The sequence below is a fragment of the Streptomyces sp. NPDC006372 genome, from assembly GCF_040612515.1.
Lineage (GTDB): Bacteria > Actinomycetota > Actinomycetes > Streptomycetales > Streptomycetaceae > Streptomyces.
Map to the genome: position 1 here is coordinate 13,180 of NZ_JBEXQJ010000022.1, position 19,268 is coordinate 32,447.

The following is a 19,268-nucleotide window of genomic DNA, read 5'->3' on the forward strand; positions in this document are numbered from 1 at the left end:
CCGGATTCCGGACCTCAACAACTCAGCATGCTGACGTGACAGGGAAGATCAGCGTGATGGTCTGGCCGACCCATGTCGTCAGCGACCGGTCGCCCGGCGCGAACGACCAGTTGAAGGCCGGCAGCGCGTCGGCGGACAAGGACGACGGCAGAGCGACGGAGCCCGCGCCGGACTCCGGCTCCTCGTCGAGGGACCCACCTCCGCGCGCGTGGTCAGCTCGCGGGTCAGTCCCTCCGGCGGGTGCACGTCCACTCCGGCCGCCGTCAGCGCCCCGGCGCCTGCGCCGAGCAGCTCGGTGACCTCCTCGTCGGCCAGTTCGACCGCGTCCGGCACGGAGGCCGACAGCAGTGGAGTGAGCGGGGGCCAGGCCCGGGCCGCCCGGCGCAGGGCGAGCGGTGCGTCCAGCCGGGCGCGGGGGTCGAAGGCCTCGCCCCCGGCACCGGCCCAGACGTCCGCGGCGTCCGCGAACTCGGTGGCACGGGGCCCCGACGTGCCGGAACGCGCGCGGATGAGGACCGGCAGGGCCGTGCTCACCGGCGGCGGGACGGCGGGCACGTTCCGCGGACCGACCCCGTCGTCGCCGGGGGCGACGACGGTCAGGTCGGCGGCGGACGCCGAGGGCCCGGCCGGTGGCGCCGCACCATCGAGCTGCCAGAAGGCGACCCTGCCGGTGCGGGCCGGGTCGCCGGGGAGGGAGGTGGCGCCGCAGTGGGCCGTTTCGGAGAGTGCGGAGGAGGGTGCCGGGGGAGTCGGGTGCTCGGTTATGGCTGATTCCTCAAGTTTGACTAGTGAGTCAGAGTCGCCGAGGGTACAGCACTTTCCGGAATTCCCGGGTATGCCTTCACTGTGAGCTGAGTCACCATGAAGGGGTCAGGGGTGCGTAGGGGTGCACCTCAGGGATGTCTCAGGGTCGCGGTCCGGAACCGCCGCAAGCGCGGGCCCGTTCTCGAGACAGAGAGCGGCAGTGGCCGCGAAGGAGGCGACAGACATGTCCAAGAACGCCAAGATCGCCGCAGGTGGTGTGGCGGTCGGGCTCATCCTGCTGATCTGGCTGCCCTGGTGGGCATCGCTCCTGATCATCCTGGGAGTCCCGGCCGCCGCGTATCTCATGCTGGACCCGTCGCAGCGGCGCAGGCTGCGCCGCGCGACCCGCAAGGAAATAGGCCGCTGACCCGACCGTGGCCGCCGATCCGGCCGCGGTCGTCAGTTCGGCCGTACGGCTATTTTGTCGAGGGCCTCGAGGAGCCCCGGCAGTTCCGGCCCCCGGCCCACCGGCAGGACCTCGCCGGGCTCCTCGTCGAGCAGTACGAAGGCGATGTCGTCGGTCCTGGCCACGAGCGACCAGCCGGGACCGTCGGCCCGCAGAGTCCGTGCGTCACCCGGCGCGAACGACGAGCGGACCCGCCCCAGTGGAGGCGGTGAGTCGACGTAGGTGTGGGCCTCCGCGAGGACGCGCCTGATGCCGGTGTGGCGCGGCTGTCCTTTCTCCCCGCGCCCCTCCGGGCGGTCGGCCGCCTCGTCCGTGCCGCCCGACCCGTCGGGTGACCCCGACGCGTCCGGTGACCCGGGCGCGGGAAAGGCCGAGTCGTCGACCTGGTCCCGCCACATCGCCCATTGCAGCGCGATCTCGTCCGCACCCAGCCGCCGCTGGGCAGGGCCCCAGGCGGTGGTGTCCGGCGGGGCCAGCGGAGGCCGGTCGTCGGCCTCCGGGCCGGGATCGTGCGGCGCGGGCACCCCGGGTGCGGCGACGGCGACCGCGAGGGGCCAGCCGGGCAGGGCCGCGACGACCGTGCGCTCGTCGGGCGACAGCTCGTACTCCATGCCGCAGTCCCAGGAGGCGATCGCGACGGCCACCAGGGAGACGTCGTCGATGACCACGGTCCAGCGGGCGCCCTCGCCGTCCTGGCCGAGCACCAGCCCGTACCCGTCGGCGAGCGGTGCGAGACCGAGCGCCGCGCACGCCTGCGGGTAGTCGTCGCCGAGCACGCTCGGGAACTTCGCCGGCGTCAGCAGCACCGCCGTGAGCACATAGAGCGCGTCGTCCGCGGCGGCGACGGCGTCCTCGTCCGTCCCGGCCATCCCAGCCTCCCCATCGGTTCGTCCAACGGCGCACCCTAGTGCGCGCGGAAGCCGCTTGTCACGGCCTCGCAAGCACACTCGGAGCTGCAGTTTTCCGGCGGACGGGGCGAATCGGCCGCCCGGGCCGCGTGCGTCACGCCGCCGGCAGTCCCAGCAGCTCACGCGCCACGGTCCGCGGTGACTCGCCGCGTTCCCGCGCGAGCGCGATGACGGCCCGGCAGGCCAGTTCGTTCACCCCGAACGACAGCGCCTCCGGCGACACCCAGCCGGCCGCCTCGTCGGCTCGTTCCAGGTCGTCCTCCGCACCCGCCGCCACATACGTGGCGGCAGCCTCGAAAAGATTGTGCGGACGTTTGTCCTCGTCGGTCTTGGCCTCCGTGCGCCAGGCCTGAGCGACCGTGACTCCGGCCTTCCGGACCCTGCTCCACATGCTGAACCACCTTCCCCCAGGGCGATTGTTCCGCCTTGCCGGTCGTCTCACTGTCACCAACGTAAAGTTGGAGGTCCGGTGACAGAAGGGGGAGTGCCCGGTGAAGCGCTTCGCGCGGCTTGAACAAATCCGGCGTATGGATCCGCACCGGGACGCCACGGAGATCTACAGGCTGAGCCTGGCCTACGAGTTTCCCTGGGACTTCACCCGCGCCCTGGAGCTGGCCCTCTACCGGACGTACGCCGTTCCGGCCATCGGCCGGCTTCTGGCCGAAACCGCGGAGCTCACGGACCGGACGCAGAAGCGCTACGACGACACCGCGCTGCTCCTGGACGCCATCGTCGAGCACGGGTTCGGCAGTGAGGAGGCGACGACCGCGATCCGGCGCATCAACCAGATGCACCGCGGTTACGACATCGACGACGACGACATGCGCTACGTGCTCTGCACGTTCGTCGTGATGCCCAAACGGTGGATCGACGCCTACGGCTGGCGCCGGATGTCGCGCCACGAGACCGTCGCCAGCGCCGTCCACTACCGCACGCTGGGCCGGCACATGGGCATCAAGGACCTCCCCGAGACCTACGAGGAGTTCGAGGCCTGCCTCGACGCCTACGAGGCGACCCACTTCGCCTGGGACGAGGACGCCCGGCGGGTCTCCGACGCCACGCTCGACCTGATGGCCTCCTGGTACCCGCGCCCGCTCGCCCCCGTGCTGCGGACCGCGGTCCTGGCGCTGCTCGACGACTCGCTCCTGCGGGCTTTCCGCTATGACCCGCCGAGCGCCGCCACGCGCGCGTGGGTGCGGCGCGCGGTACGGCTGCGGGGCCGCGCCGTCCGTCTGCTGCCGCCCCGGCGGGCCCCGCACTTCGCCCGCCAGAACCGGGAGATCCAGGGCTATCCGAACGGCTACCGGCTCGCCGACCTGGGCACACGCCCGGTGCCGGGCGTCCGCGGCTGTCCCGTGCGGCACGTCTAGGCAGGGGCCGACCGCTCCTTGTGGCGAGCAGCCTCCTTCGGCAGGGCAGCCCTTCGACAGGCTCAGTCCTCGCGGACGGCGAGCGCGAGGAAGCGGGTGTCCTCGTCGACGTACGACGTCATGCGCCACCCGGAACGGGCCAGCAGTGGGCGGAGGTTGGGTTCGGCGCGCAGGTCGTCCGGGGTGAGCGCGCGGCCGTGTCGCGCGGCCAGGGCCGCCCTGCCGATCGGGTGGAACAAGGCCAGCACCCCACCCGGACGCACCACGCGGGCCAGTTCCCGCAGGTTCCCGGCCGGACTCGGCAGGTGGGAGATGAGGCCCGCCCCGAACACGGCGTCCAGCGACCCCGAGCACAGCGGCAGCGCGGCGACGTCCGTGAGCAGCAGGGCCCCGTCGCGGTCCCGCCCGGCCCGGACGGCCTCCCGCAGCATGGCCGGCGTCAGATCGGCCCCCAGCACCACACCCGAGGGGCCCACGGCGGCACGCAGCGGCGGCAGGGCACGTCCGGTGCCGCACCCCGCGTCGAGCACACGGTCGCCGGTACGCAGCCCGAGCTCCGCGACCGCGGCCGCGTAGGCCGGGCCGTCGTCCGGGAACCGGCTGTCCCAGTCGGCGGCGCGGGCTGTGAAGAACTCCTGGACACGCGTCTGGTCGTCGCTCATGTACGGCATGATTCCGCACCGGTCCGGATGACGCCTCACCGGCACGGATGACGTATCGACGCACACGTTCGAGCGTGACCCGATCGTTCCGGTACGTCTGTGCGTCATATTCCAACACCTTTCGAAATGTGTGCCCTTCATGCGCCCGTGGCGGGTCTAGCGTCCCGGGGCCATGGGACACCTGGACCACGCCGCCCTGGGGTGGCTGACCCCCGCGCTCTCGTACGTGATGGCCTGCATAGGCGCCGCCCTCGGCCTGCGCTGCACCGTCCGCGCGCTCGCCGCCACCGGGCGCTCGCGCCGCAACTGGCTCGTCACCGCCGCCTCGGCGATCGGCACCGGCATCTGGACCATGCACTTCGTGGCCATGCTCGGTTTCAGCGTGGGCGGCACCGACATCCGCTACGACGTACCCCTCACTCTCCTGAGCCTGCTCGTCGCCATGGTCGTGGTCTGCGCCGGCGTCTTCGCCGTCGGCTACGGCAGGGACCGCGGCCGGGCCCTGTTCCTGGGCGGGCTCACCACCGGTGTCGGCGTCGCCAGCATGCACTACCTGGGCATGGCGGCCGTCCGTCTGCACGGGGACGTGACCTACGACCCGGTCCTCGTCGGGCTCTCCGTCCTGATCGCCGTCGTCGCCGCGACGGCGGCCCTGTGGGCGGCGCTCAACATCAAGTCGCCCGTCGCGGTCACCATCGCCTCCCTCATCATGGGCGCGGCCGTCAGCAGCATGCACTACACCGGGATGTTCGCGGTGAGCGTGCGTGTGACGCCCTCCGGGGCGGCCCTGCCCGGGGCCACGGCGATGCAGTTCATCTTCCCCCTCGCCGTCGGCCTCGGGTCCTATCTCTTCCTCACCTCGGCCTTCGTCGCGCTGTCGCCGACGGCGGGGGAGCTCGAGGCGTCCGCCTCGGCCCAGCGGCTGGTCGAGCGCACCGCCCCCTAGGAGCCACGCAGCCCGCACGGCAGGCCCGCCGCCCGGACGGACTGTCCTGAAGCCGGGGTTGGCACGTCCCCGAACCACTCCCGAGCGAGGAGTCCATGCGTACACCCCGTAGGACCCCCACAACCGGCGCGGAGGCGCCGGCCCCACCCGCGCGCGGTCGCCGCGCACACGCCGGACCACCGGCCGACGAGGGCCCCGCGTCGCCCTCGGACACCGCACCGGACGGGGCGGCCACGCGCGCGGAGCGCTGGCACATACGCCCCCGAACCGTGCGCGCCAAGATCGTCTGCCTGCTGATGGTCCCGGTCGTCTCCCTCCTGGCGCTGTGGGCCTACGCCACCGTCACCACCGCCCAGGACGTCGCCCGGCTGCGGCAGGTACAGCGGGTGGACGCCGCGGTCCGCGCTCCCGTGTCCACCGCGGTCGCCGCCCTCCAGGCCGAACGCGCGGCCGCCGTACGCCGCGCGACCGACCGGTCCGCTGTACGGACCGACGAGCTGGACGAACTCGCCCGGCGCACCGACCGGTCCGTCGCCGCACTGCGGCTCGGCACGGACAACACCGTCGCCGACAGCGAGGAGCTGCCCGCCGGAGTGGCCCGCCGGCTGGAGGCGTTCGTCGCGGATGCCGGGCGACTGCGCCCGCTGCGGACCGCGGTGCGGGACGGGCACGCGGGCTGGGACGACACGTACAGCCGCTACACCCGGACCATCGCGGCGGCTTTCGGAGTCGGCGGTGCCCTCACCGGCATCCAGGACGCCGACCTCGGCTCCGACGCTCGCGTGCTGCTCGAATTCTCCCGAGCGGGGGAGGCGTTGGCCCAGGAGGACGCGGTCCTGGCGAGCGCCCGCGTGTCCGGCACACTGAGCGGGCAGCGCCTTCGGCTCTTCACCGGCGCCGTCGAGCTGCGCCGCACCCTCACCGGGACGGCCGTCGCCGACCTGCGCGGTACCGAACGCTCCGCATGGGACGCCCTCTCCGACAGCAGCGCCCACACCGGGCTGCGCGACATCGAGGACCGGATCCTCACCAGCCAACCGGGTACCGAGGCGATCGAGGCGGCACCCGAGAGCATCTGGAACACGACCCACGCGCGCGTCCGGGACGGCATGCGCGCCATCGAGGACGACGCGGGGCGCGGCGTCGCGCGGCGGGCCGACCCGTTCACCCGAGGACTCCTCACCCCGGCCGGGGCGGCCGTCCTGCTCGGCCTCGCCGCCGTCGCCGCCTCGCTCGTCATCTCCGTACGCATCGGCCGCGGCCTCGTCGTGGAGCTGGTGAGCCTGCGCAACGGCGCCCTGGAGATCGCCCGGCGCAAACTCCCCGAGGCCATGCGGAGACTGCGCGCGGGCGAGGAGATCGACATCCGCGCCGAGGCCCCGCCCGGACCACCCGCGGAGGACGAGACCGGGCAGGTCGCCGAGGCCCTCGCTACGGTGCACCGCGCCGCGCTGCGCGCCGCCGTGGAACGCGCCGAGCTGGCCGGCGGCATTTCCGGCGTCTTCGTCAACCTGGCCCGGCGCAGCCAGATCCTCGTCCACCGCCAGCTCAGCCTCCTCGACAGCATGGAACGCCGCTCCGACGACCCGAACGAGCTCAGCGACCTCTTCCGCCTCGACCACCTCACCACCCGCATGCGGCGCCACGCCGAGAGCCTGATCATCCTCTCCGGAGCGGCCCCCGGCCGGGCCTGGCGCACGCCCGTCCCCCTGACCGACGTGGTCCGCGCGGCCGTCTCCGAAGTCGAGGACTACGCGCGCGTGGAGGTACGGCAACTCCCCGATGCGGCCGTCGCCGGCGCGGCCGTCGCCGACCTCACGCACCTCCTGGCCGAGATCATCGAGAACGCCGCCCAGTTCTCGCCGCCCCACACGCGCGTGCGCGTCACCGGCGAACCCGTCGGCAACGGCTACGCCGTCGAGGTCGAGGACCGCGGCCTCGGCATGGGCAAGGAGACCCTCGCCGAGGCCAACCGCCGCATCGCGCAGTCCGAGGCGCTCGACCTGTTCGACAGTGACCGGCTCGGCCTGTTCGTGGTCAGCAGGCTCGCCGCCCGGCACGACGTCAAGGTCCACCTGAGGACCTCGCCCTACGGCGGCACCACCGCGGTCGTCCTGCTGCCCACCGCCCTGCTGCCCACCGGGGCGGTGAAACCTTCACCCGGCGCGGAGGCCCCCCTGCGGGCGTCCGAGGAACGCGCCCATGCACGCGTGCCCGACGCGCACCCGGGCACCGTCCCCGACGCCGTCACCACACCCGCCGACCGGCGTGCCCTGGTGGCCCCGGCACCGGTCGCCGCCGACAGCCCGAGCCCCACCCCACCCGCAGGAGTCGCCACCTTGCGCCTGCACCGGCCCCAGGAGCAGCCCGAGGGCTCCGACGACCTCCCGCGTCGCGTACGGCAGGCCAGCCTCGCCCCCCAACTGCGCGCCGAACGCGCCGGGGAACCGTCACCGCCCGCGCCCCCGGACGACGAACGCACCCCCGAGCTCGTACGCGACCGCATGGCGGCGTACCGCGACGGCTGGGCACGCGGCGGCGGCAGGCGACCCGGCCACGGCACCACTCCCGGCCCCGTGACGGGCAGCGACAGCAGCGAAGGAGACCCCGCATGATCCAGGACCCGAGCACACACTCCGCCCGGCGCTCCGGCGAACTCGACTGGCTGCTGGACGACCTGGTGCTCCGCGTGAGCGAGATCCGGCACGCCGTGGTGCTGTCCAACGACGGACTGGCCGTGGGCGCCTCGTCCGGCCTCCACCGCGAGGACGCCGAACACCTGGCCGCGGTCGCCTCCGGCTTCCACAGCCTCGCCAAGGGGGCGGGACGGCACTTCGGCGCCGGCGGAGTCCGCCAGACCATGGTGGAGATGGACGAGGGCTTCCTGTTCGTGGCCGCCGCGGGCGACGGTTCCTGCCTCGCCCTCCTCACCGCCGTGACCGCCGACATCGGCCTCGTGGCCTACGAGATGGCCCGCCTGGTCAAGCGCGTCGGCGAACACCTCGGCACGGCACCCCGCGCCGGCGCGCGACCCCCCGCCGCCGGATGAGCAGAGAGAGCGGTCGCCGCAGATGACCGAGGACATGACGGGAGCCCCGCACGAGCCGGGCAGCCAGTGGTACGACAACGAGGCCGGCCCTCTCGTCCGCCCCTACGCCATGACGGGCGGTCGCACCCGGCCCGGGCCCACCGGCGTGCGGTTCGACCTGATCGCCCTGGTCACCCTGGACCCGGGCGCACCCGGTGTGGACGACGCCCCGCTCGGCCCGGAACACCGCAACCTCCTCGACCTGTGCCGGCCGGAGACGCAGTCGGTCGCCGAACTCGCCGCGGGCGCGGACCTGCCCGTGGGCGTGGTCAGGGTCCTCCTCGGCGACCTCCTGGAGCTCGGCTTCGTCACCGTCAGCCGCCCCGTCCCACCGGCGAGGCTGCCCGACGAACGCATCCTGCGCGAGGTGATCGAAGGACTGAGAGCGCTGTAGACGAAGGGCCGACAGCGCTGTGGATGAACGCACACCACCCACCGACCCACCCACCTGCTCACGCCACCCGTGGCCGGTACTCCCGAGAGAAGTGAACAATGGTCTCCGAGCACTCCGACGCCTCCGACGGCGAGACCGCCGCGCTGGCCTTGAAGATCCTGGTCGCCGGCGGATTCGGCGTGGGCAAGACCACCCTGGTCGGCGCCGTCAGCGAGATCCGGCCACTGCGCACCGAGGAACTGCTCAGCGAAGCCGGCCGGTCGGTGGACGACACCGACGGCGTGGACCAGAAGACCACCACGACCGTCGCCATGGACTTCGGACGCATCACCATCAGGTCCGGCCTCTCCCTGTACCTCTTCGGCACGCCGGGCCAGGACCGGTTCTGGTTCCTGTGGGACGAACTGGCGCAAGGGGCGCTCGGTGCAGTGGTCCTCGCGGACACCCGTCGGCTGGAGGACTGCTTCCCCGCGGTCGACTACTTCGAGCACCGGCGCATCCCGTTCGTGGTGGCCGTCAACTGTTTCGCGGGCGCCCGGCAGCACGGCGCCCCGGACGTCTCACGCGCCCTCGACCTGGACCGGGGCACACCCGTGGTGCTGTGCGACGCCCGTGACCGCGACTCGGGGAAGGAGGTGCTGATCCGGCTGGTCGAGTACGCCGGGCGGATGCACACCGCCCGGCTCCTCGACTCGGTGGGCTGACCCCCGAAACGCCTGGTCAGTCCGCGACGTCCAGCTCCGCGAGGACCTTGTCGATCGTGACGCGGACGAGGAGTTCACCCGGGACACCGTTGCGGGCGCCGAACTCTTCGGCGCGCTCCTCGCCCATGTACCGGGCGGCGATCCTGGTGGCCCAGTGCCGCACCTCGTCGAGGTCCTCCACGAGGCGGGCACGGCCTCGCAGCACCACGAAGGAGTACGGCGGCCGGTCGTCGTCCACGCACAGGGCGACCCGGCCGTCACGGGCGAGATTGCGTCCCTTCACGCTGCGTTCGCCGGTGTTGAACACCACCTCGTCCCCGTCCAGCAGGAACCAGATCGGGGCCACGTGCGGGCTCCCGTCGGCCCGGACCGTCGAGAGCTTTCCGGTGCGGGTGCCGTGCGTGACGAACTCCCGCCACTGCGCGTCGGTCATCTTCTCTGCCATGGCTCCCATCCTCCTTGCCCCGGCCGCGGTCGTGGGGAAGGCTGGCGTGGAGATCCTCCGGCCAGGAGGAGAATCGCACGGGGAGAAAACGGGGAGATTCGGAACATGGCGCAGAACCAGGGACTGGACTGGCTGCTGGACGACCTGACCGAGCGCGTCCACGAAGTGCGGCACGCACTGGTCCTGTCCAACGACGGCCTGGTGACAGGGGCGAGCACGGGGCTGCGCCGCGAGGACGCCGAGCACCTCGCGGCCGTGTCGTCCGGCCTGCACAGCCTGGCCAAGGGCTCGGGGCGGCATTTCGGTGCGGGCAGCGTACGCCAGACGATGATCGAGTTCGACGACGCGGTGCTCTTCGTCACCGCGGCCGGCACGGGCAGTTGTCTGTGCGTCCTCAGCGGCGCCGAAGCCGACATCGGCCAGATCGCGTACGAGATGACGCTTCTGGTCAACCGGGTGGGCGAGCACCTCGACGTGGATGCGCGTCAGCCCGAACGAAAACCGACCACAGGTATCTGACCTGCGCTTTCGTCATCCCGGTGGAGTTATCCACAGGCTCGCCGCGAGGTGCGCCGCAGCGGCTACGGTTTTTTCACGGCGACCGCACGCAGCGACCGAACGCAGCGACCGAACGCGGCGGCCGCACACGGCGTGAGCCGCTGACTCCACGGGGGAGACCGACCATGTCAGACACCATCACGACGACCGACCGCATGACGAAGACCGACCGCCTCGCCTGCGCGCCGGGCCGGGCCGCCCGCGAACTCGACTTGAAGCGCAGCGAGTTCGACCTGGCGGTGCATCTCGGCCTCGTCCGGACCGTTCCCGGCGACGGAGGCGGTGGCCGCCGGGTCGCCCGCGCGGAGATCGAGCGGCTGCGCGCCGAGGACGGCTTCCCGAGCGGACTGCGCGAGCGCGTCGCCACCGCCGGTACCAACGAGGGCGCCGCGCTCATGAAGGTGTCGCCCGCGAGGTTCACGAGTCTCGCGCGTTTCGGCCTTCTCGTCCCGGTGACGTTCTACCTGAACCGCTACCGGACGGTCGTCTGGCTGTATCTGGCCGAGGAGCTGAAGCGGTTCGCGGCCGAGGAGAGCAACACCCGGCTGCTGACCGGCCGCATCACGCCGGCACCGTTGCGCGCAGCGCTGAAGCAGGGCCTCGACCGCCGGCCTCGCAACTGGCGGGGACGCCACATCGGGTTCCTGCTGCGACAGGCGGGGGACGACCCGTGGGCCCGCGCGGCAGCCGTGGCCTGCCTTCTCGATCCCACCGACGTGGCGGAAGTGGTCCAGGACCCGTACGAGCGTGCCCATATGGACCGCTGTCGCCCTCGCCTCCCGTCGCACGACGCACCCGGTTCACCCGCAGCCGAGCTGGCCGAGACGCTCATGACGGCGAGTGAGCCGGACGAAGTGGCCTGGTTCCGCGCGGACCTGGCCCACACCATCGCAGCGGCCCGGCTGGAGCTCCGATCCGCCGAGCCCACCGCGCCCGTGGTGACGGGCGTGGCGGAGGCAGCGGTCGTCCCGTACGAGACTGCCAGGCACGCGACCCAGCTCTTCGTCTCGTCGCGCGGGTGAGATCTGCAGCGGCGTCCGGCTGACCGTCGGCGAGACGGTCACGGACCTCGGTGCGGGCGACTCGGCCTATTTCGCCGCGGACGCGGTACACGGCAAGGTGAACCAGGGCGGGGCGCCCTGTGTCCACTACGTCGTCGCCCTGATCATGCGCTCCCCGGCCTGGGGCGCCCCCGCGCGGCGGTGAGTTCCCGGCCGCGTCCACGTCCGGAGGCGGGAGACGATCATGCCCGAGCTGCCCGACGTCGAGGGTTTCCGGCAGGTGCTCGCGTCCTGCGCCACGGGCCGCGTGGTCCGGCGCGTCGACGTACGGGACGCCGGGGTGCTGCACGACGTGACTGCGCGGGGCCTGCGCAACGCGCTGGAGGGGCGGCGGTTCGGGGCGCCGGAACGGCACGGCAAGTGGCTCCTCGCCCGGACCGGAGGCCCCACCCTCGTCCTGCACTTCGGGATGACCGGCCGGCTGGTCTGCGGCCGTCCCGACGATGCCGTCGAGGCGCACGACCGCGTGCTGTTCACCCTGAGCGGCCGCCGTCAGCTGCGCTTCCGTGACCAGCGCAAACTCCAGGGACTCTGGCTCGCCCACGACGACTCCGATCTCGACCGGCTGCTGCGGCGGCAGGGCCCCGACGCGCTGACGGTCGACCGCGCGGAGTTCGAGACCGTGCTCTCCGCACGTCGCGGGAGCCTCAAGACCGCCCTCACCGACCAGTCGGTGCTCGCCGGTCTCGGCAACCTCCTCGCCGACGAGATCCTGTGGCGTGCCCGTCTGCGCCCCGACCGGAGTGCGCGTGATCTCACCGAGGCCGACGTCCGCCGCCTGTACGGCCGGATGCGTGGCACGCTGAGAGCCGCCGTCCCCGCCGGGTGCGTGCCGCCGCGTGACTCCTGGCTCACCGGCCACCGCGACGACCCCGACCCGAAGTGCCCACGCTGCCACACCGGCCTGCGCCGGTCCCGGATGGGAGGCCGGGGCACGGTGTGGTGCCCGCGGTGCCAGCCGGACGCCTGATCCGCCCGCGGCGGCCCGCTCAGCCGTCGGGGTCCAGCACGGCCGGCGGGCCGGCGAGCAGGCCGCCGTCCAAGACGAACTCGCTCCCCGTCGAGAAGGTCGCGTCGGTGACGATGAAGAGCACCATGCGGGCGACCTCCTCGGGCTCGCCGAACCGCGGGATGGGCTGTCCCGCGGTGTACGCGTCGCCGAAACCGGCCGTCATCCGAGTGCGGATCGCGCCGGGGTGCACGGAGCAGACCCGGATCCGGTCGGGCGCCAGTTCCAGCGCGGCCACCTTGGTCAGCCCGCGCAGCCCCCACTTGCCGGCCGCGTACGAGCCGATACCGGCGTAGGCGCTGAGCCCGGCCGAGGAGGACATGTTCACGATGACGCCGCCGCCGGCCCGGCGCAGCGACGGACCCGACGCGCGCATGCCCAGCCAGGCGCCGGTGAGGTTGACGTCGAGCACCTGCCGGAAGGACGCGGGGCTCTGTTCCTCCATCGGGCCCCAGTCGATGATCCCCGCGATGTTCGCGAGGACCGAGACCGGTCCCAGGTCCCGCTCGGTGCCGGCCAGGGCCCGCTGCCAGTCGTCCTCGCTGGTGACGTCCAGGTGCGTGAAGCGGGCCCGGCCGCCGAGCCCGGCCGCCACCTCCGTCCCCTCCGGGTCCCGGATGTCGGTGACCACCACGGCGGCGTCCTCGGCGGCGAGCGCGCGTGCCACCGCGGCTCCGATGCCCCCGGCTCCACCGGTGACGACCGCCACCTGTCCGTTGAGACGCCCCATCGTGGCCTCCTTCGCTCAGGGCGCTCCCGCCGTCTGACGTTCCTCGTCCGGCGCCACGAGCGACTGCGTGAGCGGAATCCGCGCCAGGGCGAACACACCCGCGGCGATCAGCGCGACACCGAACAACTGGGGCAGCAGCCACCACCCGGAGCGGACCGTCTCCTCGTACAGGGTGATGCCGAGGACGAGGCTCACCGTCGCGTCACCGAGGGTGAGCGCGGGCTGCGAGGCGACCAGCGGACCGGCCTGCATCGCGTTCTCCAGCAGGAACAACGCGCACACGCCGGTCAACGCGAACCCGTACGTCTGCCAGGCGGTGAAGAAGCCCACGAGGCCCTGTTCGTCGAGGATGTGCGTGGCCGTCTTCATCAGCGCCGCCGTCACCGCGTAACTGATCGCTGTCGCGGCCCCCAGGCACGCCGCCCGGGCGCGGCCCTCCGGGCGCCGCAGAGCGGCGACGGCGAGGCCCAGGACCGCCCCCGCGCAGACGGCGAGCGCGGGGACCCAGCGGTCCAGCTCCACATGCGTGCGGTTGCCGGTGGGGGAGGCGGCGGCCAGCGCGACCGCCAGCCCGGCCACCACCACGGTCACGGCCAGCCAGCCCGTACCCGGCAGATGCCGGCGCATCAGCAGCGACGCGACCACGAGGGTGAGCGGCAGCTCCAGCACGAACAGGGGCTGCACGATCGTCAGCGGCCCGGTCGCCAGCGCCAGCGCCTGACAGACGGCGGCGCCGATCACCGCGAGGATGCCGGCCAGCCAGACCGGCCGGCGCAGCAGGTCGAGCATCAGCCCGGCCCGCAACCCCTGGGAGCGCGGCACGGTCAGCGCCGCCTTGCGCTGCAACACGGTCGCGACGGCGTTGCTGAAGGCCGCGCAGACCGCGAAGACGACGGGGAGCACGGTGTGCAGCGTGGCCACCTCCCGGATCGGCGGGCGTGTGACGCCGGCGGTGCCTGCCCTGCCATGGTCGCCGCATCGGGGCACGGGCGCGATCGGAGCCCGCCGAGCGTGGGCCCCGACCGGCACGGGCCCGGTCAGCCCAGCTTCCGGAAGAGCCCTTCCTGCACGACCGACACGACCAGCCGGCCCTCACGGTCGTAGATCCGGCCGCGGGCCAGACCGCGCCCGCCGACGGCGATCGGCGACTCCTGGTCGTACAGCAGCCAGTCGTCCGCACGGAACGGACGGTGGAACCACATGGCGTGGTCCAGGGACGCCATGTCGAAGCCCCGCGGGCCCCACAGCGGCTCGACCGGGATGCGGACGGCGTCCAGCAGGGTCATGTCACTGGCGTAGGTGAGGGCGCAGGTGTGGACGAGCGGGTCGTCGCCGAGCGGCCCGACCGCGCGCATCCACACGGCGCTGCGCGGCTCCGCGTCCTCGACCTCGTCCGCGCTCCAGCGCAGCCGGTCCACGTAGCGGATGTCGAAGGGCTGGCGGCGGGCCATCCGCTCCAACTGCTCGGGCAGCGCGCCCAGATGCTCCCGGATCTCGTCCGTGACCGTCTGCAGCGACTCGGGGTCCAGAACCTCGCGGGCCGGCGGCAGCTGGTGCTCGAAGCTGCCCTCCTCCGGCTTGTGGAAGGAGGCGGTCAGGTTGAAGATCGTGCGGCCCTGCTGCACGGCCGTGACCCGCCGGGTCGTGAACGACCGTCCGTCGCGCACCCGCTCGACCTGGTAGACGATCGGCACGCCCGGGATGCCCGGGCGCAGGAAGTAGGCGTGCAGCGAGTGCACGGGACGGTCGCCCTCCGTGGTGCGGCCGGCGGCCACCAGAGCCTGGCCCGCCACCTGCCCGCCGAAGACCCGCTGGAGGGACTCCTGCGGGCTCCGGCCACGGAAGATGTTGACCTCGATCTGTTCCAGGTCGAGCAGGTCGACCAGTCTCTCGGCCGGGTTCGTCGTCATGGGTGGGATTCTCCTGTGCTCGGTACTGCCCGGCCGTTCACAGCTGGCCGACGTCGGTGACACGGACGACCGCGCGGCCCTCCGCGTCGGAGGCGGTGAGGTCGACCTCCGCGCTGATGCCCCAGTCGTGGTCGCCGTTCGGGTCGTGGAAGATCTGCCGGACCCGCCACAGGGCGTTCTCCGGCTCCTCCTCGATGATCAGCAGCTTGGGGCCGCGGGCGTCCGGGCCGGTGCCGAGGTCCTCGTACTCGTCCCAGTACTTGTCCATCGCCTCGCCCCACGCGTCGGCGTCCCAGCCGGACTCCGCGTCCATCTCGCCCAGTTCCTCGACCTGGTCGAGAGCGGCGAGTTCGACCCGCCGGAACATGGCGTTGCGGACCAGGACGCGGAAGGCACGCGCGTTGGCGGTGACCGGCTTGACCTCGTCGGCCTTCTCCTGGGCCTCCTCGGCGGTCATCTCCTCCGGGTTGGCCAGCTGCTCCCACTCGTCCAGCAGGCTGGAGTCGACCTGGCGCACCATCTCGCCCAGCCACGCGATCAGGTCTTCCAGGTCCTCGGACTTGAGGTCGTCCGGGACGGTGTGGTCGAGGGCCTTGTAGGCGCCGGCGAGGTAGCGCAGCACGATGCCCTCGGTGCGCGCCAGCTCGTAGTGGGACACCAACTCCGTGAAGGACAGCGCCCGTTCGTACATGTCGCGGATGACCGACTTCGGCGACAGCGGATGGTCGCCGACCCAGGGGTGGCTCTTGCGGTACGTGTCGTACGCGTGGAAGAGCAGCTCCTCCAGGGGCTTCGGGTACGTGATGTCCTGGAGGCGCTCCATGCGCTCCTCGTACTCGACGCCGTCCGCCTTCATCGCGGCGACGGCCTCGCCGCGCGCCTTGTTCTGCTGGGCGGCGAGGATCTGCCGCGGGTCGTCCAGCGTCGACTCCACGACGGACACCATGTCGAGCGCGTACGACGGCGACTCGGGGTCCAGCAGCTCGAACGCGGCCAGCGCGAAGGTGGACAGCGGCTGGTTGAGCGCGAAATCCTGCTGGAGGTCGACCGTGAGGCGGACGACACGGCCGGTCGGGTCCGGCTCGTCGAGCTTCTCGACGATGCCGCCGTCCAGCAGCGAACGGTAGATGGCGATGGCCCGGCGAATGTGCCGCAGTTGCTGCTTGCGCGGCTCGTGATTGTCCTCCAGCAGCCGCCGCATCGCCTCGAAGGCGTTGCCGGGGCGGGCGATCACCGACAGCAGCATGGTGTGCGTCACCCGGAACCGGGAGCTCAGCGGCTCGGGTTCGGAGCCGATGAGCTTCTCGAAGGTCTGCTCCGACCACGCGACGAAGCCCTCCGGGGCCTTCTTGCGGACGACCTTGCGGCGCTTCTTCGGGTCGTCGCCCGCCTTGGCGAGCGCCTTCTCGTTCTCGACGACGTGCTCGGGCGCCTGCGCGACGACGAAGCCCTCCGTGTCGTACCCGGCCCGCCCGGCGCGGCCCGCGATCTGGTGGAACTCCCGGGCCCGCAGGGTGCGTACACGGGTGCCGTCGTACTTGGTGAGGGCCGTGAACAGCACCGTGCGGATGGGGACGTTGACGCCCACGCCGAGCGTGTCCGTACCGCAGATGACCTTCAGCAGACCTGCCTGGGCGAGCTTCTCCACCAGGCGGCGGTACTTGGGCAGCATGCCGGCGTGGTGGACGCCGATGCCGTGCCGGACGTAGCGGGAGAGGTTGCGGCCGAACTTGGTGGTGAAGCGGAAGTTGCCGATCAGCTCGGCGATCCGCTCCTTCTCCTCCTTCGAGCACATGTTGATGCTCATCAGCGCCTGCGCCCGCTCCACGGCCTGCGCCTGCGTGAAGTGCACGATGTAGACCGGTGCCTGCCGGGCGGACAGCAGATCGGTGAGCGTCTCGGTGAGCGGCGTGTACCGGTACTCGTAGGACAGCGGCACGGGGCGGGTCGCCGAGCGGACCACCGCCGTCGGGCGGCCCGTGCGGCGGGTGAGGTCCTTCTCGAAGAAGGAGACGTCACCGAGGGTCGCCGACATCAGCACGAACTGCGCCTGCGGCAGCTCCAGGATCGGGATCTGCCAGGCCCAGCCGCGGTCGCCCTCCGCGTAGAAGTGGAACTCGTCCATCACGACCTGGCCGACGTCCGCGTCCTTGCCGTCGCGCAGCGCGATCGACGCGAGCACCTCGGCGGTGCAGCAGATCACGGGGGCGTCGGCGTTGACGGAGGCGTCGCCGGTCAGCATGCCGACGTTCTCGGTGCCGAAGATCTTGCACAGCTCGAAGAACTTCTCCGAGACCAGGGCCTTGATCGGCGCCGTGTAGAAGGTGACCTCGTCCCGGGCGAGGGCCGCGAAGTGCGCACCAGCCGCGATCATGCTCTTGCCGGACCCGGTGGGCGTCGACACGATCACGTTCGCGCCGGAGACCACCTCGATCAGCGCCTCCTCCTGGTGGGGATAGAGCGTGAGACCCCGCTCACCGGCCCACGACTCGAAGGCTTCGTAGAGGGCGTCGGGGTCGGCGGTCCGCGGCAGCTGATCGATGAGGGTCACGCCCCCCATCTTGCCTGGCCCGGTGCCCGATGCGGGAATCGGCTGCGGCCCCCAAGATCACGAGCGATACGCTGGGCGCCGACGACACGTCAGCGCACCCGGTCAACTGGACAGCGGCACCTGAGGAATGAGGCGGACAAGCGCGATGATGGGACCTGCACACTCACTGTCGGGCGCCGCCGCCTGGCTCGGCGTCGGTGCGGCAGCGGCCGCCGCGGGGTACCCGATGCCCTGGCCGGTCCTCCTCGTCGGCGCCCTGATATGCGCCGGCGCCGCGCTCGCCCCGGACCTCGACCACAAGGCGGCCACCATCTCCCGGTCCTTCGGACCGCTGTCGCGCTGGCTGTGCGAGATCGTCGACAAGCTGTCGTACGCCGTCTACAAGGCCACCAAGAAGCAGGGCGACCCGCGCCGCTCCGGCGGGCACCGCACCCTCACGCACACCTGGCTGTGGGCGGTCCTGATCGGTGCGGGCACCTCGGCCGTCGCGATCAGCAGTGACCGGTGGGGAGTGCTGGCGGTCCTCTTCGTCCACCTGGTCCTGGCCATCGAGGGTCTGCTGTGGCGGGCGACGCGCGGCTCCAGCAGCGAAGTACTGGTGTGGCTGCTGGCCGCGACCACCTCGTGGATCCTCGCGGGGATCCTGGACAAGCCGGGCAACGGCGCGGACTGGCTGTTCACGGCACCGGGCCAGGAGTACCTGTGGCTGGGGCTGCCCGTCGTGCTGGGCGCGATCGTGCACGACATCGGGGACGCGCTGACCGTCTCGGGCTGCCCGATCCTGTGGCCCATCCCGGTCGGCCGCAAGCGCTGGTACCCGGTCGGGCCGCCGAAGCCGATACGGTTCCGGGCGGGCAGCTGGGTCGAGGTCAGGGTGCTGATGCCGGTGTTCATGCTGCTCGGCGGGGTGGGCTGCGCGGCGGCGCTCAACGTCATCTGAGCGGGGGCTCAGGAGCCGCCGTACCGCCGCTCGAAGCGGGCGACCCGGCCCTCCGAGTCCACCGTGCGGGCCTTGCCCGTGTAGAAGGGGTGGCTCTCCGAGGAGATCTCCACGTCCACGACCGGGTAGGTCTCGCCGTCGTCCCACTCGATGGTCTGCTCGCTGGTCGCGGTCGACCGGGTCAGGAACGCGTAACCGGCGGAACGGTCGCGGAAGACGACGGGGTGGTAGTCGGGGTGCTTGTCCTGCTGCATGACCGCTCCTCGGGCTCGGACGACTCGGGTCGGTGTCGTGATCAGCCGGAGAGGGTGTCCTCGTCGACGACGTGGACGGCGGCCTCCTCGGCCGACGCGGCCGCGCCGTCGATGCCCACGTCCGTGGCGACCAGCGCGCTCTCCTCGTCCTCGTGCGCGCCCTCGTCGGGTGCGACGAGCCGCCCGGAGCGGTCGGCGCCGACCTCGTTGTCGAGGAGTTCCCCGTCGGTGTCCTCGCAGTCCCCCAGGCCGTCACCGTCCTGGCCGGCGGACTCCGGCAGCTCCTCGGCGAGCCGCTCGTCGAGCGTCTCGCCCCGCTGCCGCTCGGCCGCCGTCACACCGAGGTGCTCGACGGCCCAGGGCCGCTCCGGAGGGGACCAGCCCCGGTCCAGGGGATCGTCGACGCCGTCGCGCTCCAGCGTGTCCTCGGCGTCGAGCAGCCCCGTGTCCTCCCTCTGCTCGTCCTGGTCCGGCTGGTAGACCTCGTCTCCCCAGCCGTCGGAGCTGTTCACGGGTACCTCCAGGGGA

At 72.4% G+C, this 19,268-nt stretch carries 21 protein-coding genes and 1 pseudogene; 11 read left to right on the forward strand and 11 right to left on the reverse strand.

The window, feature by feature from the left end:
• Positions 1 to 76: 76 nt before the first annotated feature.
• Positions 77 to 765 (reverse strand): annotated as a pseudogene (locus ABZ016_RS27520) (SNF2 helicase-associated domain-containing protein); the annotation flags it as partial.
• Between the two features lie 223 nt (positions 766 to 988).
• On the opposite strand from ABZ016_RS27520, the gene ABZ016_RS27525 reads away from it, so the two are divergent.
• Positions 989 to 1,171 carry a hypothetical protein gene (locus ABZ016_RS27525; RefSeq protein WP_261683932.1) on the forward strand — a complete coding sequence of 61 codons (183 nt, stop codon included), beginning with the start codon at positions 989 to 991 and terminating at the stop codon, positions 1,169 to 1,171.
• Positions 1,172 to 1,203: 32 nt separating this feature from the next.
• On the opposite strand, the gene ABZ016_RS27530 is transcribed toward ABZ016_RS27525, so the two are convergent.
• Positions 1,204 to 2,079 carry a hypothetical protein gene (locus ABZ016_RS27530; protein WP_356919376.1) on the reverse strand — a complete coding sequence of 292 codons (876 nt, stop codon included), beginning with the start codon at positions 2,077 to 2,079 and terminating at the stop codon, positions 1,204 to 1,206.
• 133 nt (positions 2,080 to 2,212) lie between these two features.
• Positions 2,213 to 2,509 carry a hypothetical protein gene (locus ABZ016_RS27535; RefSeq protein ID WP_356919377.1) on the reverse strand — a complete coding sequence of 99 codons (297 nt, stop codon included), beginning with the start codon at positions 2,507 to 2,509 and terminating at the stop codon, positions 2,213 to 2,215.
• A gap of 100 nt (positions 2,510 to 2,609) precedes the next feature.
• Here ABZ016_RS27535 and ABZ016_RS27540 point away from each other — a divergent pair, with 100 nt between their 5' ends.
• The gene (locus ABZ016_RS27540) at positions 2,610 to 3,488 is read left to right on the forward strand and encodes an oxygenase MpaB family protein (RefSeq protein ID WP_356919378.1); all 879 of its coding nucleotides are present in this window, start codon (positions 2,610 to 2,612) and stop codon (positions 3,486 to 3,488) included.
• A gap of 62 nt (positions 3,489 to 3,550) precedes the next feature.
• Here ABZ016_RS27540 and ABZ016_RS27545 read toward each other — a convergent pair whose 3' ends face one another.
• Complete coding sequence (locus ABZ016_RS27545; protein WP_356919379.1) at positions 3,551 to 4,150, reverse strand: class I SAM-dependent methyltransferase; 600 nt, start codon at positions 4,148 to 4,150, stop codon at positions 3,551 to 3,553.
• Between the two features lie 172 nt (positions 4,151 to 4,322).
• On the opposite strand from ABZ016_RS27545, the gene ABZ016_RS27550 reads away from it, so the two are divergent.
• From ABZ016_RS27550 to ABZ016_RS27570, 5 genes are all read left to right on the forward strand, one after another.
• Positions 4,323 to 5,096: an MHYT domain-containing protein gene (locus ABZ016_RS27550; RefSeq protein ID WP_356919380.1), complete on the forward strand. Its 774-nt coding sequence runs from the start codon at positions 4,323 to 4,325 to the stop codon at positions 5,094 to 5,096.
• Between the two features lie 95 nt (positions 5,097 to 5,191).
• Positions 5,192 to 7,711, forward strand: a complete 2,520-nt coding sequence (locus ABZ016_RS27555) for a nitrate- and nitrite sensing domain-containing protein (protein WP_356919381.1) — start codon at positions 5,192 to 5,194, stop codon at positions 7,709 to 7,711.
• Positions 7,708 to 8,145 carry a roadblock/LC7 domain-containing protein gene (locus ABZ016_RS27560; RefSeq protein ID WP_356919382.1) on the forward strand — a complete coding sequence of 146 codons (438 nt, stop codon included), beginning with the start codon at positions 7,708 to 7,710 and terminating at the stop codon, positions 8,143 to 8,145. The genes ABZ016_RS27555 and ABZ016_RS27560 overlap by 4 nt, the downstream gene beginning before the upstream one ends.
• Before the next feature lie 22 nt (positions 8,146 to 8,167).
• Positions 8,168 to 8,578 carry a DUF742 domain-containing protein gene (locus tag ABZ016_RS27565; RefSeq protein WP_356919383.1) on the forward strand — a complete coding sequence of 137 codons (411 nt, stop codon included), beginning with the start codon at positions 8,168 to 8,170 and terminating at the stop codon, positions 8,576 to 8,578.
• Between the two features lie 98 nt (positions 8,579 to 8,676).
• Entirely contained in the window at positions 8,677 to 9,282 is a 606-nt protein-coding gene (locus tag ABZ016_RS27570) for an ATP/GTP-binding protein (protein ID WP_356919384.1), read from the forward strand.
• Positions 9,283 to 9,298: 16 nt separating this feature from the next.
• Here ABZ016_RS27570 and ABZ016_RS27575 read toward each other — a convergent pair whose 3' ends face one another.
• Positions 9,299 to 9,727 (reverse strand): PPOX class F420-dependent oxidoreductase, encoded by a 429-nt coding sequence (locus ABZ016_RS27575; protein ID WP_356919385.1) that lies wholly within the window; start codon positions 9,725 to 9,727, stop codon positions 9,299 to 9,301.
• Positions 9,728 to 9,832: 105 nt separating this feature from the next.
• On the opposite strand from ABZ016_RS27575, the gene ABZ016_RS27580 reads away from it, so the two are divergent.
• The 3 genes from ABZ016_RS27580 (at position 9,833) to ABZ016_RS27590 (ending at position 12,316) form a co-directional block, all read left to right on the forward strand.
• Positions 9,833 to 10,246, forward strand: coding sequence for a roadblock/LC7 domain-containing protein (locus ABZ016_RS27580; protein WP_356919386.1), 414 nt, complete (start codon positions 9,833 to 9,835; stop codon positions 10,244 to 10,246).
• Positions 10,247 to 10,440: 194 nt separating this feature from the next.
• Positions 10,441 to 11,307: a DUF6397 family protein gene (locus tag ABZ016_RS27585; RefSeq protein WP_356919486.1), complete on the forward strand. Its 867-nt coding sequence runs from the start codon at positions 10,441 to 10,443 to the stop codon at positions 11,305 to 11,307.
• Positions 11,308 to 11,530: 223 nt separating this feature from the next.
• Positions 11,531 to 12,316, forward strand: a complete 786-nt coding sequence (locus tag ABZ016_RS27590) for a DNA-formamidopyrimidine glycosylase family protein (RefSeq protein ID WP_356919387.1) — start codon at positions 11,531 to 11,533, stop codon at positions 12,314 to 12,316.
• 19 nt (positions 12,317 to 12,335) lie between these two features.
• On the opposite strand, the gene ABZ016_RS27595 is transcribed toward ABZ016_RS27590, so the two are convergent.
• From ABZ016_RS27595 to ABZ016_RS27610, 4 genes are all read right to left on the reverse strand, one after another.
• Positions 12,336 to 13,085: an SDR family oxidoreductase gene (locus ABZ016_RS27595; protein WP_356919388.1), complete on the reverse strand. Its 750-nt coding sequence runs from the start codon at positions 13,083 to 13,085 to the stop codon at positions 12,336 to 12,338.
• A gap of 15 nt (positions 13,086 to 13,100) precedes the next feature.
• The gene (locus ABZ016_RS27600; protein WP_356919487.1) at positions 13,101 to 13,997 is read right to left on the reverse strand and encodes a DMT family transporter; all 897 of its coding nucleotides are present in this window, start codon (positions 13,995 to 13,997) and stop codon (positions 13,101 to 13,103) included.
• 125 nt (positions 13,998 to 14,122) lie between these two features.
• The gene (locus ABZ016_RS27605) at positions 14,123 to 14,995 is read right to left on the reverse strand and encodes an acyl-CoA thioesterase II (protein ID WP_356919389.1); all 873 of its coding nucleotides are present in this window, start codon (positions 14,993 to 14,995) and stop codon (positions 14,123 to 14,125) included.
• 37 nt (positions 14,996 to 15,032) lie between these two features.
• Positions 15,033 to 17,546 carry a DUF3516 domain-containing protein gene (locus ABZ016_RS27610; protein WP_356919390.1) on the reverse strand — a complete coding sequence of 838 codons (2,514 nt, stop codon included), beginning with the start codon at positions 17,544 to 17,546 and terminating at the stop codon, positions 15,033 to 15,035.
• Between the two features lie 145 nt (positions 17,547 to 17,691).
• On the opposite strand from ABZ016_RS27610, the gene ABZ016_RS27615 reads away from it, so the two are divergent.
• Positions 17,692 to 18,486: a metal-dependent hydrolase gene (locus ABZ016_RS27615; RefSeq protein ID WP_356919391.1), complete on the forward strand. Its 795-nt coding sequence runs from the start codon at positions 17,692 to 17,694 to the stop codon at positions 18,484 to 18,486.
• Positions 18,487 to 18,494: 8 nt separating this feature from the next.
• Here the strand turns inward: ABZ016_RS27615 and ABZ016_RS27620 are convergent, their stop codons facing one another.
• Both ABZ016_RS27620 and ABZ016_RS27625 read right to left on the reverse strand, forming a co-directional pair.
• Complete coding sequence (locus ABZ016_RS27620; RefSeq protein WP_003988613.1) at positions 18,495 to 18,740, reverse strand: type B 50S ribosomal protein L31; 246 nt, start codon at positions 18,738 to 18,740, stop codon at positions 18,495 to 18,497.
• A gap of 41 nt (positions 18,741 to 18,781) precedes the next feature.
• Positions 18,782 to 19,252 (reverse strand): DUF5709 domain-containing protein, encoded by a 471-nt coding sequence (locus ABZ016_RS27625; RefSeq protein ID WP_356919392.1) that lies wholly within the window; start codon positions 19,250 to 19,252, stop codon positions 18,782 to 18,784.
• Positions 19,253 to 19,268: the final 16 nt, after the last annotated feature.

Coding starts and splice junctions, on each gene's coding strand:
- ABZ016_RS27525 (WP_261683932.1), top strand. CDS start 989: ATGTCCAAGAACGCCAAGATCGCCGCAGGTGGTGTGGCGGTCGGGCTC.
- ABZ016_RS27530 (WP_356919376.1), bottom strand. CDS start 2,079: ATGGCCGGGACGGACGAGGACGCCGTCGCCGCCGCGGACGACGCGCTC.
- ABZ016_RS27535 (WP_356919377.1), bottom strand. CDS start 2,509: ATGTGGAGCAGGGTCCGGAAGGCCGGAGTCACGGTCGCTCAGGCCTGG.
- ABZ016_RS27545 (WP_356919379.1), bottom strand. CDS start 4,150: ATGAGCGACGACCAGACGCGTGTCCAGGAGTTCTTCACAGCCCGCGCC.
- ABZ016_RS27550 (WP_356919380.1), top strand. CDS start 4,323: ATGGGACACCTGGACCACGCCGCCCTGGGGTGGCTGACCCCCGCGCTC.
- ABZ016_RS27555 (WP_356919381.1), top strand. CDS start 5,192: ATGCGTACACCCCGTAGGACCCCCACAACCGGCGCGGAGGCGCCGGCC.
- ABZ016_RS27560 (WP_356919382.1), top strand. CDS start 7,708: ATGATCCAGGACCCGAGCACACACTCCGCCCGGCGCTCCGGCGAACTC.
- ABZ016_RS27565 (WP_356919383.1), top strand. CDS start 8,168: ATGACCGAGGACATGACGGGAGCCCCGCACGAGCCGGGCAGCCAGTGG.
- ABZ016_RS27570 (WP_356919384.1), top strand. CDS start 8,677: ATGGTCTCCGAGCACTCCGACGCCTCCGACGGCGAGACCGCCGCGCTG.
- ABZ016_RS27575 (WP_356919385.1), bottom strand. CDS start 9,727: ATGGCAGAGAAGATGACCGACGCGCAGTGGCGGGAGTTCGTCACGCAC.
- ABZ016_RS27580 (WP_356919386.1), top strand. CDS start 9,833: ATGGCGCAGAACCAGGGACTGGACTGGCTGCTGGACGACCTGACCGAG.
- ABZ016_RS27585 (WP_356919486.1), top strand. CDS start 10,441: ATGACGAAGACCGACCGCCTCGCCTGCGCGCCGGGCCGGGCCGCCCGC.
- ABZ016_RS27590 (WP_356919387.1), top strand. CDS start 11,531: ATGCCCGAGCTGCCCGACGTCGAGGGTTTCCGGCAGGTGCTCGCGTCC.
- ABZ016_RS27595 (WP_356919388.1), bottom strand. CDS start 13,085: ATGGGGCGTCTCAACGGACAGGTGGCGGTCGTCACCGGTGGAGCCGGG.
- ABZ016_RS27605 (WP_356919389.1), bottom strand. CDS start 14,995: ATGACGACGAACCCGGCCGAGAGACTGGTCGACCTGCTCGACCTGGAA.
- ABZ016_RS27615 (WP_356919391.1), top strand. CDS start 17,692: ATGATGGGACCTGCACACTCACTGTCGGGCGCCGCCGCCTGGCTCGGC.
- ABZ016_RS27620 (WP_003988613.1), bottom strand. CDS start 18,740: ATGCAGCAGGACAAGCACCCCGACTACCACCCCGTCGTCTTCCGCGAC.